11 protein-coding genes are annotated in these 12,837 nt (G+C 61.7%); 9 read left to right on the forward strand and 2 right to left on the reverse strand.

From position 1 onward, the window contains the following. From RSO67_RS00605 to RSO67_RS00625, 5 genes are all read left to right on the forward strand, one after another. Nucleotides 1-1,368 (forward strand): pyruvate dehydrogenase complex dihydrolipoamide acetyltransferase, encoded by a 1,368-nt coding sequence (locus RSO67_RS00605; protein WP_315841907.1) that lies wholly within the window; start codon nt 1-3, stop codon nt 1,366-1,368. Between the two features lie 55 nt (nt 1,369-1,423). Beyond that, nucleotides 1,424-1,636: a hypothetical protein gene (locus RSO67_RS00610; protein ID WP_315841908.1), complete on the forward strand. Its 213-nt coding sequence runs from the start codon at nt 1,424-1,426 to the stop codon at nt 1,634-1,636. Further along, a complete protein-coding gene (lpdA, locus tag RSO67_RS00615; RefSeq protein WP_315841909.1) occupies nt 1,629-3,050 on the forward strand; it encodes a dihydrolipoyl dehydrogenase in 1,422 nt (473 codons plus the stop codon). The genes RSO67_RS00610 and lpdA overlap by 8 nt, the downstream gene beginning before the upstream one ends. Nucleotides 3,051-3,355: 305 nt before the next feature. Beyond that, nucleotides 3,356-4,036, forward strand: coding sequence for a hypothetical protein (locus tag RSO67_RS00620; RefSeq protein ID WP_315841910.1), 681 nt, complete (start codon nt 3,356-3,358; stop codon nt 4,034-4,036). Beyond that, nucleotides 4,023-4,835 carry a tetratricopeptide repeat protein gene (locus RSO67_RS00625; RefSeq protein WP_315841911.1) on the forward strand — a complete coding sequence of 271 codons (813 nt, stop codon included), beginning with the start codon at nt 4,023-4,025 and terminating at the stop codon, nt 4,833-4,835. The genes RSO67_RS00620 and RSO67_RS00625 overlap by 14 nt, the downstream gene beginning before the upstream one ends. Before the next feature lie 220 nt (nt 4,836-5,055). On the opposite strand, the gene xth is transcribed toward RSO67_RS00625, so the two are convergent. Next, nucleotides 5,056-5,847 (reverse strand): exodeoxyribonuclease III, encoded by a 792-nt coding sequence (gene xth / locus RSO67_RS00630; RefSeq protein WP_315841912.1) that lies wholly within the window; start codon nt 5,845-5,847, stop codon nt 5,056-5,058. 169 nt (nt 5,848-6,016) lie between these two features. Here xth and RSO67_RS00635 point away from each other — a divergent pair, with 169 nt between their 5' ends. From RSO67_RS00635 to RSO67_RS00645, 3 genes are read left to right on the forward strand one after another with little or no spacing between them, the layout of a single operon-like run. Then, nucleotides 6,017-7,147: an efflux RND transporter periplasmic adaptor subunit gene (locus RSO67_RS00635; RefSeq protein ID WP_315841913.1), complete on the forward strand. Its 1,131-nt coding sequence runs from the start codon at nt 6,017-6,019 to the stop codon at nt 7,145-7,147. 3 nt (nt 7,148-7,150) lie between these two features. Next, complete coding sequence (locus tag RSO67_RS00640) at nt 7,151-10,279, forward strand: efflux RND transporter permease subunit (RefSeq protein ID WP_315841914.1); 3,129 nt, start codon at nt 7,151-7,153, stop codon at nt 10,277-10,279. 11 nt (nt 10,280-10,290) lie between these two features. Then, nucleotides 10,291-11,133, forward strand: coding sequence for an amidohydrolase family protein (locus tag RSO67_RS00645; protein WP_315841915.1), 843 nt, complete (start codon nt 10,291-10,293; stop codon nt 11,131-11,133). A gap of 26 nt (nt 11,134-11,159) precedes the next feature. Here RSO67_RS00645 and erpA read toward each other — a convergent pair whose 3' ends face one another. Continuing rightward, nucleotides 11,160-11,507 (reverse strand): iron-sulfur cluster insertion protein ErpA, encoded by a 348-nt coding sequence (erpA, locus tag RSO67_RS00650; RefSeq protein ID WP_120289924.1) that lies wholly within the window; start codon nt 11,505-11,507, stop codon nt 11,160-11,162. Nucleotides 11,508-11,607: 100 nt separating this feature from the next. Here erpA and RSO67_RS00655 point away from each other — a divergent pair, with 100 nt between their 5' ends. After that, complete coding sequence (locus tag RSO67_RS00655) at nt 11,608-12,822, forward strand: deoxyguanosinetriphosphate triphosphohydrolase (RefSeq protein WP_315841916.1); 1,215 nt, start codon at nt 11,608-11,610, stop codon at nt 12,820-12,822. Nucleotides 12,823-12,837: the final 15 nt, after the last annotated feature.

A 12,837-nucleotide genomic window follows, 5' to 3' on the forward strand; every position in this document is an offset into this window, starting at 1 on the left:
ATGCCAATCAACATTCTGATGCCTGCGCTGTCGCCCACCATGGAAAAGGGCAACCTTGCCAAGTGGCTCAAGAAGGAGGGCGACAAGGTCAAGTCCGGCGACGTGATCGCGGAGATCGAGACCGACAAGGCGACGATGGAAGTCGAAGCCGTCGACGAAGGCACTATCGCCAAGATTCTGGTGGCGGAAGGTACGCAGGATGTTGCGGTGAATGCCGTCATCGCGGTGCTCGCGGCCGACGGCGAGGATGTGAAGGCCGCAGGTTCGGGGGCAGGGACCGACAAGCCGAAGTCCGCGCCCGCTGCCGAGGCTCCCGCACCGAAGCCTGCTGCCGCAGCACCTGCGCCGGCTGCTGCTCCTGCAGCGAAAGCACCGGCTCCGGCCGCTGCGCCGGCTCCGCAGCCTGCCGCCGCACAAAGCAATGGCGCGCGCGTCTTTTCGTCTCCGCTGGCGCGTCGTCTCGCCAAGGACGCCGGCATCGAACTCGGTCGTATCAACGGCTCGGGTCCGCATGGCCGTGTGGTCGCCGCGGATGTCGAGAAGGCGAAGTCCGGTCAGGGCCTCAAACCAGCAGCCGTGGCTGCCGGCGCTCCCGCAGGTGCAACTGGAGCGATCGGTGCGCCTGCAATGTCCGATCAGCAGATTCTCGGGCTGTACGAGCAGGGCGCTTACGAGAGCGTGCCGCATGACTCGATGCGCCGCACGATTGCGCAGCGTCTCACCGCCGCGACCAACTCGATGCCAACCTTCTATCTCACCGTCGATTGCGATCTCGGCAAGCTCTCTTCCGCGCGCGAGGAGATCAACGCTGCGGCCGGCAAGGACAAGGACGGCAAGCCGCTTTACAAGCTCTCGGTCAACGATTTCGTCATCAAGGCGATGGCCATCGCGCTGCAGAAGATTCCAGAAGCGAACGTGTCGTGGACGGAAGCAGCGATGCTCCGTCATAAGCATTCCGACATCGGCGTCGCAGTGGCGCTGCCGTTCGGCCTGATCACGCCGATCATCCGCCAGGCCGAGATCAAGTCCATTTCGGCGATCTCCAACGAGATGAAGGAACTCGCCGCGCGCGCCAAGGCCAAGAAGCTCAAGCCCAACGAATACCAGGGCGGCGCGTCATCCGTGTCCAATCTCGGCATGTTCGGCATCAAGGACTTCACGGCGGTGATCAATCCGCCGCAGTCGTCGATCCTCGCGGTAGGCACAGGTGAAGAGCGGGCCATGGTGCGCAACGGCCAGATCGTCGCTGCAACCATCATGAGCGTGACGCTGTCCTGCGATCACCGCGCCATCGATGGTGCGCTGGGCGCGGAACTGATCACGGCGTTCAAGAAGCTCATCGAAAATCCGGTGATGATGGTGGTGTAAGGCTCAGGTCCGGTGGCTCATGAAAGTCAAAACGTCATGGCCCTGGCTCTCGCTATTGACCGCCGCCGTCGCCGCGCTGAATCCCGTTGGATATGGGATCATCGACAATGCGTTTCATTCAGGTGAACAACTGGCGCGCAGCCTGGGACAGTTTTTGATCTATTGCGCGCTGGGCATCCTTGCAGCGCTGGGATTGATCGAATTCGGCATCCGAAAATTTCTGATTTCAAGACAGCGCCGATTGGCGAGTGGAGTGACCCATGGCTGATACATCCTTCGACGTCGTCGTCATCGGCTCCGGTCCCGGCGGCTATGTGACGGCCATTCGGGCCGCGCAGCTCGGCTTCAAGACGGCGATCGTCGAGAAGGCCTATCTCGGCGGTATCTGCAACAACTGGGGCTGTATTCCGACCAAGGCGCTGCTGCGCTCTGCGGAGATCTATCACTACATGCAGCATGCCAAGGATTATGGCCTGTCGGCGGACAATATCTCGTTCGACATCAAGGCCGTGATCGCTCGCTCGCGCGGCGTCGTGAAGCGCCTCAGCGGCGGCGTCGAATATCTGATGAACAAGAACAAGATCTCGATCATCTGGGGCGACGCGACCCTGGATGCGCCGGGCAAGTTCACCGTCAAGAAGACCGAAGCCGCAGCGCCTAAGGGCGCGCTCGGGGCAGGCAGCTATACCGCCAAGCATATCATCGTCGCCACCGGCGCTCGGCCGCGCGTGCTGCCGGGTCTCGAGCCCGACAAGAAGCTGGTCTGGACTTATTTCGAGGCGATGAATCCCGACAAGATGCCGAAGTCGCTGCTGGTGGTCGGCTCCGGCGCCATCGGCATCGAATTCGCGTCGTTCTACAAGACCATGGGCGCCGACGTGACCGTGGTGGAAGTGCTGCCGCAGATCCTGCCGGTGGAAGACGCCGAGATCGCCGGCTTTGCCCGCAAGCAGTTTGAGAAGCAGGGCATCAAGATCATGTCCGGCGCTAAAGTGACAAAACTCGACAAGAAGTCGGATTCGGTCACCGTGACCATCGAGGATGGCAAGGGGGCTACCCAGCAGCTCACCGTCGATCGTGTCATCTCGGCGGTCGGCGTGGTCGGCAATATCGAAGGCTTTGGCCTCGAGAAGCTCGGCGTGAAGACCGAGCGCGGCTGTATCGTGATCGACAAATACGGCAAGACCAACGTGCCCGGCATCTATGCCATCGGCGACGTCGCCGGCCCGCCGATGCTCGCCCACAAGGCCGAGCATGAGGGCGTGATCTGCGTCGAGGCGATCAAGGGGATGAACCCGCATGCAATGGACAAGTCGCTGATCCCGGGCTGCACCTATTGCCATCCGCAGGTGGCCTCGGTCGGCCTCACCGAAGCCAAGGCCAAGGAAGCCGGCAAGGACGTCCGCGTCGGCCGCTTCCCCTTTGTCGCCAATGGCAAGGCGATCGCCCAGGGCGAGGACCAGGGCATGGTGAAGGTGATCTTCGACAAGAAGACCGGTCAGCTGCTCGGCGCCCATATGGTCGGCGCTGAAGTCGTCGAGATGATCCAGGGGTTTGTGGTCGCCATGAACTTGGAGACGACCGAGGAAGAGCTGTTCCACACGATCTTCCCGCATCCGACCATCTCGGAGACGATGAAGGAAGCCGTGCTGGACGCCTATGGCCGGGTGCTGAACACCTGAGCTGCTTCGCACGATCCTGACATTGAACGCCGCCTCGAAAAGGCGGCGTTTTCGTTGTCAGCCGCGTCTTTCAACTTTGGTCCAACTCTAAAGGGTTGCCGGGGTGCAACGAATGTGTCGCGGCGGCAACAGTCCCTCAAGATTTAACCCTGTCCCACTGTGGGTATTGCAACCGCCGCTATTTGGCCACACGCCTTCGTGAAATCATTTCTCGACAGCCAGAAGGCTGGAGCGCTTCGAAGATCGACGGGATGTCAGTGGGACTGTCCCGGATCGCCGAAGCGGCCTGAGAAACCAGGTTCGCGATGGACGTCAAGACGAACATCAAGTCGCATTTGCCGAGCCGTCATATGACGGAGGGCCGGGAGCTGGCGTTGCGTGGCGCGCTCCCGTCCGCGATGAGTCTGGCTATGTCACAAGGCAAACAGCCCGTTGCCGGCCAAGCGCTGCGCGCGGAAGAATCTCGTGCTGTCGAAATCTTCAAAAAGACACCATATCGCACCGATTTGAAGCGACTGAGCCGTTATGTCGCCAAAGACATATTGGAAGTTGCTGACATACCGTTGCTGAAGATGACATTGCTCGATCACAGCCGGTCGCGGGGAGCGTGCCTCACTGCGACGGGGCAGATGATCGCGGAGAAAATGAAGCCCGTGACGCGGAATTCCCATCGGGACGTCATTCGTTCTGCCGACAAGCCGATCGCCATTGGCGGTGACGCAGTCGGATCGAAGGGGAATCTGGCTTTCGACATCGTCGATTCGGAAGACGGCGCTCCCGTCCGGGGCGGTGCCGTCGCGGGTGCCTTTAACGTAAAATTGACTGACAAAGAATTGGCCGCGCACCCGACCAAACGGAAGCGTCGCGCGACTAACCATATGTCAGGGACGCTGTGGACATATGCCCAGCAGGTTGGATCGGCCATCGGTTGCGCCGTGACCCAAACTGGCCGGGCCCACGAGAAATACTGTTATGCGGATAGTTGAGCGTATCATTTTCAGCGTTTTTGCTTTGGGTGCCGCGTCTGTGGCCGCGCCGGCCTTTGCCTTTGATGGCGCGCCCGTTGGCAGCAGCGACGCAGCCCTGCCGGTTGTAACGACCATTCCCGGTGCTGCGCCGGTCTTGAAGAAGTCCGCCAAGCCCGATACGTCGCTGACCGCCCTTCAGTATGCCGCCGAAGGCGGTCATCCGATCGCCCAGTGGAAACTCGGCCGGATGTATGCCGACGGCAACGGCGTGGCGCAGGACGACCTGCGCGCCTTCGAATATTTCAGCCGCATCGCGAATGCCCATGCCGAGGACTCGCCGTCCGCGCCGCAGGCGACCATCGTCGCCAACGCCTTCGTAGCGCTCGGTCGCTACTACCTCGACGGTATCCCGAATTCGAAGATCAAGGCCGACACCGAACGCGCGCGTGAGATGTTCTCCTATGCAGCGTCCTATTTCGGCAATGCCGACGCCCAGTACGATCTGGCGCGGCTGTATCTGAAGGGCATCGGCACCCCGCGCGACACTAAATACGGTGCCCGCTGGCTGGGCCTTGCCGCGCAGAAGGGCCAGCACCAGGCGCAGGCGCTGCTCGGCCAGATGCTGTTCAACGGTGAATCGCTGCCGCGGCAGATGGCGCGCGGCCTGATGTGGCTGACGCTAGCCCGCGACAATGCCGGCCCGGACGACACCTGGATCCGCGACAGCTACAACAAGGCCATCGCCAAGGCCTCCGAAGACGACCGCGCCATGGCGCTGCAGATGCTCGAGCACTGGGTGTCCGGCAAACGGGACTGAGGATGGAACGAGGATTTCTTCCGGCCACGGAAGCCCTCGCGCTGCGCTCAGTTTGTCGTCACCCGGCTTGACCGGGTGACCCAATAATCACCAGCCTTCATCACTTTCGACGAGCGCTCGCGCCAGGCCGCGCGCCTTAGGCCATTGACGCCCGCGTCCACTGGATCCCCGTCAAGCCGGGCAATGACAGTCTATGTTTAGGGCTTGGCGATCGCAGCGCTTACGCCGCTTCAAGATCCAGATCGACCCACACCGGCACGTGATCGCTCGGCTTCTCCCAGGCGCGCACATATTTGTCGATGCCGACGTCGATCAGCTTGTCGCTGGCCTGCGGTGACAACAGCAGGTGGTCGATGCGGATGCCCCAGTTCTTCTGCCAAGCGCCGGCCTGATAGTCCCAGAACGTGTACTGGCCGGGCTCGTCGGTGACGGCGCGCAGGGCGTCGGTCATGCCCAGGCCGAGCAGGGTCTGGAAGCTCGCGCGGGTTTCCGGCTTGAACAGCGCGTCGTTGATCCAGGCCGCCGGATTATAGGCGTCTGCTGCCGCCGGGATGACGTTGAAGTCTCCGGCGAGAATCAACGGCTCTTCCGTCTTCAGCCGCAGCTTCGTGAATTCCTGTAGTCGCGACATCCATTTCAGCTTGTAGGGATACTTCTCGGTATCGACCGGATTGCCGTTCGGCAGATACAAGCAGGCAACCCGGACCACCCCGGATTTCAGCGACACCACACCTTCGATGAAGCGCGCATGGAGATCCTCGTCGTCGCCTGCCAGCCGGGGCGTGGCTTCCTCCAGCGGATATTTCGAGAGCAGGGCGACGCCGTTGAAGGTCTTCTGGCCGTGGGTGACTACATTGTAGCCGAGCGCCTCGATGGCCTCTCGCGGAAATGCCTCATCGACACATTTGATTTCCTGCAGGCAGACGATGTCCGGCGCGCAGTCGCGCAGCCACGTCACCAGATGGTCCAGCCGCTGGCGGACAGAATTCACATTCCACGTCGCAATTCTCATCTGCTGGGATTCCGGTAACAACAATGGCAAAAATACGTCAACGTGGCATACCATCATCCCCGCCAACATGATAAGCTTTAAGCCTAAAGCGCACAGACGCTGTCTTTAAAGCTGCCATGGGCGGGAAACGGGGGCGACCCGATCTTCTGTACCAGGTGACATGGACCATATGAAGAAACGCACATCGATCGCTCTACTCGTTCTCGTCGGCGCTGCCGCAGTTGCGGCCTACACGACGCGCTCCTCGTGGACCGGTGGCAACACCAATGCACAGGCCCCGCAGCGCGCGCGGATCGTTGCGGTCGAGATTGCCAAGGCGGAACGCAAACCGGTTCCGGTCGATGTCGATTCGATCGGTACAGTAACGCCGATTTCGAGTGTCGCACTCAAGTCGCGGGTGGAAACCACCATCACCTCGGTGCATTTTGAAGACGGCGCCAAGGTCAAGGAAGGTGATCTGCTGTTCACCCTCGATTCGCGGCAGATCGATGCCCAGATCGAGCAGGCCGAAGGCACGCTGGCCCGCGATCAGGCCCAACTGGCCGGTGCGGAACGCGACGTGCGGCGCTTTACCGATCTGATCGGCAAGGGCGCGACCACGCAGGTCAGCGTCGACAATGCCAAGACCCAATCCGACATCCTGGCCGGAACCATCCGGGCCGATCAGTCGGCGCTCGACAATCTCAAGGTCCAGAAGAGCTATACCATCATCCGCGCGCCGTTCTCCGGCCGGATTAGTGCAGCCAATGTGAAGGTCGGCAATTTCGTGCGCCCGGCCGATACGGCGCCGCTCGCCACCATCAATCAGATGGCTCCGGTCTATGTGTCCTTCGCCATTCCGCAGCGTGTGCTTGGCGACCTGCGCGAAGCGATGGCGGCGGGATCGACGTCGGTCATTGCGACCATCCCGAACAGCGGCCGTTCTGAAACCGGCAAGGTGGCGATGGTGGAAAACACAGTGGATTCCACCACCGGCATGGTCACCGTGCGCGGCATCATGAGCAATCCGAACGAAACCCTGTGGCCGGGCATTCTGGTACAGACCAAGCTGATCGTGCGCACTGAGGATGGCGTTGTTGTGCCCACCGTGGCTGTGCAACGCAGCCAGACCGGGAACTTCGTGTTCACGGTGAAGGACGGCGTCGCCCGTGTTCAACCTGTCGAAGTCGATCGCACCTTCCAGGGGATTTCGGTGATCACGTCAGGTTTAAAAGGGGATGAGGACGTCGTCGTCGACGGCCAGCTCCTGCTGACACAAGGCACACGGGTCGAAGCCCGGGCCCGCAAGGCCGGGGCATAAAACATGACCCTCTCGGAGCTCTGCATCCGTCGCCCTGTGATGACCACGCTCATCACGGCGACGATCATCGCGTTTGGCATTTTCGGTTTCCGACTGCTGCCGGTGTCTGCGCTTCCGAAAGTGGACTTTCCGACCATCGCGGTGACGGCGACGCTGCCGGGCGCCAGCGCCGACACGATGGCGGCCTCGGTCGCCGGCATCATTGAGCGTCAGCTCTCGACCATCGCTGGCATCTCTTCGATGTCGTCGAGCTCGTCGCAGGGAACGACCCAGATCATCATTCAGTTCGATCTCAACCGCAATATCGATGCGGCAGCGCTGGACGTGCAGACTGCGCTGACGATCGCACAGCGCCGGTTGCCGATCGAAATGACGATCCCGCCGAGTTTCCGCAAGGTGAACCCCGGCGATTTCCCGGTGCTGTTCATTGCGCTGAGTTCATCGACGCTGCCGCTCTCGGCCGTCAATGAATTCGGCGATATCACCATCGGACAGGCGCTGTCGCAGATCCCCGGCGTGGCGCAGGTGCTGATCTATGGCACGCAGAAATTCGCCATTCGCGTGCAGGCCGATCCCGAAGCTGCGGCGGCTCGCGGATTGTCGCTTGAAGATATCCGCACGGCGGTGTCACGCGCGAACTCCTCGACGCCGGTCGGAACTCTGAACGGACCGAAGCAGGACATCTCGCTGCAGGCATCCGGACAGATGTCCAAGGCCGCCGACTATGGCCAGGTCGTTGTTGCCTGGCGCAACGGCTCGCCGGTCAAGCTGAACGAAGTCGCCAAGATCTATGACGCAGTCGAAAACGACAAGGTCGCGACCTGGTTGAATGGCGAGCGCGCCATCGTGCTGGCGATCCAGAAGCAGCCCGACGCCAACACGGTCGCCGTGGTCGACGGCGTCCGCGCCAAGCTGCCGTCGCTGCGCGCGCAATTGCCGCCAGCGGTCGAAGTCAATATGATGATGGACCGCTCGATCTCGGTCCGCGAAGCCGTCGCTGACGTCGAGGAGACATTGCTGATCGCCGTTGTGCTGGTGATCTTCGTGATCTTCCTGTTCCTGCGCTCAGCCTCCGCGACCTTGATTCCCGCGCTGGCGGTGCCGATCTCGATCTTCGGCACATGCGCCGCGATGTATATGCTGGACTACTCCATCAACAACATGACGCTGCTGGCGTTAACCCTTTCCGTGGGCTTCGTGGTCGACGACGCCATCGTCATGCTGGAAAACATCGTCCGCCATATCGAACTCGGCATGAAGCCGTTCGACGCGGCGCTGAAGGGCGCACGCGAAATCGGTTTCACCATCGTCTCGATCACCTTCTCGCTGATCGCGGTGTTCATTCCCGTGCTGCTGATGGGCGGCATTGTCGGCCGCGTGTTCCGCGAATTCGCTGTGACGATTGCGGTGGCGATCATCGTCTCCGGCTTCGTGTCGCTGACGTTGACGCCTATGCTCTGCGCGCGCGTGCTCAAGGCGCACAATCCCGAGCACAAGGAAAATTTCATCCTGCGCGGTTTCGAGCGCATATTTGCGGCTTGGCTGCGCGGCTACGAATGGGCGCTCGATCGCGTGCTCGCACACAAGGGCATCATGCTGGTGGTGACGCTCGCGACCCTTGGCGGCACCGTCTATCTCTACAACATCGTACCAAAGGGCTTCTTCCCGCAGGAGGATACCGGCTTTCTGACCGGTACGACCGAAGCCGCAACCGATACGTCCTTCGAAGCGATGAGTGCGCGGCAGCAGGCGCTGGCCGATCTGCTGAAATCCGATCCTGCCGTCGAATACATCAACAGCACCGTGGGCTCGGGCGGTCCGAATGCGACGGCGAATTACGGTCGTCTGTTCGTCGCGCTGAAACCGCGCAAGGATCGTGATCCAGCACAGGTGGTGATGGCGCGGCTGCGGCAGAAGTCGTTGGCCGTTCCGGGCCTGCAGGCCTTCTTCCAGAGCATCCAGAATCTGAACATCGGCGGCCGGCCGTCGAAGAGCCAGTATCAATACGTGCTTCAGGGCAGCGACACCGACACGCTGTATCGCGTGTCGCCGGAGATGCGCGACCGCATCGCCAAGGTACCCGGTCTGCTCGACGTGACGACCGACCTCTACATCAAGAACCCGCAGATGACGGTCGATATCGACCGCGAAAAGGCGGCGGTCTACGGCGTCACCGTCGATCAGGTTCGTAACCAGCTCTATAATGCGTTCGGCTCGCGCCAGGTCGGCACCATCTATATGCCGACCAACGACTATCAGATCATCCTGGAAGCACAGCCGCAGTTCCGGATCGATCCGAGCGATCTCTCCAAGCTCTATATGAAGACGTCGAACAATCAGACCATTCCGCTGAGTGCGGTCGCGCGTCTGGTGCCGACGGTTGGGCCGCTGCAGATCAACCATCAGGGTCAGCAGCCGGCGGTGACGATCTCGTTCAACCTCGTGCCGGGCTATTCGCTGGGCTATGCGGTGGACCAGATCACGCAAATCGAGGCTGACTCCAAACTGCCGGTGACCATCGCCACCGGCTTCTCCGGCACGGCGCAGGTGTTCCAGGATTCATTGCGCGGGCAGGGCGTATTGATCCTCGCCGCTGTGTTCGCGGCCTTCGTGATCCTCGGCATTCTCTATGAGAGCTTCATCCATCCGATCACGATTATCTCCGGCCTGCCATCGGCGGGTATCGGCGCGATCCTGACGCTGATGCTGTTCAAGATGGAAATGTCTGTGATCGCCATGATCGGCATCGTCATGCTGGTCGGCATCGTCAAGAAGAACGCCATCATGATGGTCGACTTCGCGCTCGAGCGTCGCCGCGTCGGCCTGTCGGCCGAACATGCGATCCGCGAGGCCGCGCTACTGCGTTTCCGCCCGATCATGATGACCACCTTCGCGGCCATCTTCGGCACGCTGCCGATCGCGCTCGGTGCCGGTGCCGGCGCCGAATTGCGTCAGCCACTTGGCGTCGCGGTGGTCGGCGGTCTGTGTGTCTCGCAATTGCTGACGCTGTTCATCACACCGGTCATCTACATCTATCTCGACCGCATCGACCGCAAGCTGAAGCGCAAGCTGCAGCCGCAGCTCGACGAAGAAGACCACGACGATCGTCCGCGCGTCGTAGCAGCGGAATAAGGATGTCTTCAATGCCGGTGAGAACACTCGCTGCGGCCGCTTTGCTGGCCGCACTCGTTGTTGCGCCTGTCTTCGCAGATGACCGGATCGAAATCTTCGACGCCCATATGCACTACAACTGGGAGCCGAAGCCGTATTACCAGCCCGACGAGGTACTTGAGGTCTTCAAGAAGAACCGCGTCACTGGCATTCTCGCCACCAGCCGCCCGAACACCGGCACTCATGTGCTGATGGACGACAAGGCGAAGGGCAAGGCGGGCGGTCTGCAGGTCGTGCCGTTCATCCGGCCGTATCGCGTGCGTGCCGATATCGGCAGCTGGTTCAATGATCCCGTTATCTTTGATCTCGTGCAGGAGGAATTCAAGCGCGGCTATTATCGCGGCGTCGGCGAATTCCATCTGACCGGCAAGGCGGCCGATACCGAGATGGTCAAGAAGACCGTCGACTTCGCCGTCGCCAACAATCTCTATCTGCACGCCCATGCCGACGACGAAGCGGTCGAGATTCTGATGCGGCATAATCCGCGCGCGCAGATCATCTGGGCGCATACCGGCTTCAGCCTCGCGCCGGATCGTGTCGCGGCGATGCTGGTAAAATATCCGAAGCTCTGGGGTGAGTTATCCTATCGCAGCGGCATCGTGGATGGATCAGGCAAGTTGACGCCGCAGTGGCGCGTGCTGTTTGAACGCTACCCCGATCGCTTCCTGCTGGGCTCTGACACCTGGGTGCCGGAACGCTGGGCGAGCTATGGCGATATCATGGATGGTTACCGCGCCTGGCTGGCGCAACTGCCGCCGGCGGTCGCCAAACAGATCGCACACGGCAATGCGCGGGCGCTGTTCGCCGAGAAATAGACCGATCTAAATGAGCCGAATAGAGGTCAGATCGAGAAGCTGGTCCCGCAGCCGCAGGACGCCGTCGCGTTCGGATTGACGACGCGGAACGATGCGCCGATCAGGTCGTCGACGAAGTCGAGTTCGGAGCCGGCCAGGAACGGTGCTGACGAAGGGTCGACCAGCACCACGGCGCTGTCGCGTTCGATCAGGATGTCGTCGTCTGCCTTGGCGCGCTCGACGTCGAACTTGTACTGGAAGCCGGAGCAGCCGCCGCCTTCGACCGACACGCGGAGCATGGCGCCGTCGCCTTCGGTCTTGAGGATCTCGCCGATCCGGCGCGCAGCACGCGCGCTGACGGTGAGGGGGGCCTCGGTGACTGCAGTGTCGGTCATATCTGGCTCTCCGGGCAGGATTCGAACCATTTGAATCTGCCGCTCCCCATAGTTAAGTGCGGCAGGCTCAGGAATCAATTGGATCAAGGATAAACACGCCGTGTCGGTTGGAATGGCTGCTCCCCGCGCGCCCTATGCCTGCGACCCCGATCGCAGCCGCGGACGGCTGTTTTCCGAGGCTCCGAGCCGGACCCGCAGCGCGTTTCGCCGGGATTGCGACCGGGTCATCCATTCGACCGCGTTTCGGCGCCTCAAGCACAAGACCCAGGTCTTTGTGTTCCATGAGGGCGATCATTACCGGACCCGACTCACCCACACGTTGGAAGTGGCGCAGATTGCCCGCGCCGTGGCCCGGCAACTGGGCCTCGACGAAGATCTGACCGAGACGCTGGCGCTGGCCCATGACATCGGCCACCCGCCGTTTGGTCATGCTGGCGAGCGGGCGCTGGACGCTTGTCTCGAGGCCCATGGCGGCTTCGATCACAACGCTCAGACCCTGCGCCTCGTGACGTCGCTGGAGCATCGCTATCCGGAATTCGACGGCCTCAATCTGACCTGGGAGACCCTCGAAGGCATCGTCAAACACAACGGGCCGCTGACCGACGCGTCAGGCGCGCCTGTCGGGCGCTATGCGACCCACGGCGTGCCGTTCGGGATCACCGAATACGACCGGACCTTCGATCTGGAACTGTCGAGCTTCGCGTCAATGGAGGCTCAGGTTGCGGCGATTGCCGATGATATCGCCTATGACGCTCATGACATCGATGACGGGCTGCGCGCAGGGCTGTTCACCGTCGATGACCTCAAGGCGATGCCGCTCACGCAAGGCATGATCGCCGAGATCGACACGCGCTATCCCGGTCTCGACGAGAGCCGCCGCGGCGCCGAACTGGTGCGCGAGCTGATTTCCTATCTGATCGGTGCGGTCGTCGGTGAGACGGAGCAACGACTCGGCGTGGTGCTGCCGAAGTCCGCGGAGGACATTCGCCGCTGCGGGCGCAAGCTCGTCGCGTTTCGTGCCGACGCGGCAGAAGCCGAGGCTGGGATCAAGGCCTTCCTCTGGCAGCACATGTATCGCCATGAGCGTGTCATGCGGGTGATGGTCGAGGCGGAATGTCTGGTTACCGACCTGTTCGCACGCTATCAGCGCGCGCCCGAGGATCTGCCGCCTGAATGGCTGCCCCCTCAGGGCGCCGAGCCGGAATCGGAGGGCGAACAGGCGCGCCGGATCGGCAATTTCATTGCCGGGATGACCGACCGTTTTGCCATCACCGAACATATCCGGCTCTTTGACTCGACCCCCGAATTGCGTTAGGCGACACGTCTAAGT

The sequence above is a fragment of the Tardiphaga sp. 709 genome (genome assembly GCF_032401055.1).
Lineage (GTDB): Bacteria > Pseudomonadota > Alphaproteobacteria > Rhizobiales > Xanthobacteraceae > Tardiphaga.

Coding starts and splice junctions, on each gene's coding strand:
- RSO67_RS00605 (WP_315841907.1), top strand. CDS start 1: ATGCCAATCAACATTCTGATGCCTGCGCTGTCGCCCACCATGGAAAAG.
- lpdA (WP_315841909.1), top strand. CDS start 1,629: ATGGCTGATACATCCTTCGACGTCGTCGTCATCGGCTCCGGTCCCGGC.
- RSO67_RS00620 (WP_315841910.1), top strand. CDS start 3,356: ATGGACGTCAAGACGAACATCAAGTCGCATTTGCCGAGCCGTCATATG.
- RSO67_RS00625 (WP_315841911.1), top strand. CDS start 4,023: ATGCGGATAGTTGAGCGTATCATTTTCAGCGTTTTTGCTTTGGGTGCC.
- xth (WP_315841912.1), bottom strand. CDS start 5,847: ATGAGAATTGCGACGTGGAATGTGAATTCTGTCCGCCAGCGGCTGGAC.
- RSO67_RS00635 (WP_315841913.1), top strand. CDS start 6,017: ATGAAGAAACGCACATCGATCGCTCTACTCGTTCTCGTCGGCGCTGCC.
- RSO67_RS00640 (WP_315841914.1), top strand. CDS start 7,151: ATGACCCTCTCGGAGCTCTGCATCCGTCGCCCTGTGATGACCACGCTC.
- RSO67_RS00645 (WP_315841915.1), top strand. CDS start 10,291: ATGCCGGTGAGAACACTCGCTGCGGCCGCTTTGCTGGCCGCACTCGTT.
- erpA (WP_120289924.1), bottom strand. CDS start 11,507: ATGACCGACACTGCAGTCACCGAGGCCCCCCTCACCGTCAGCGCGCGT.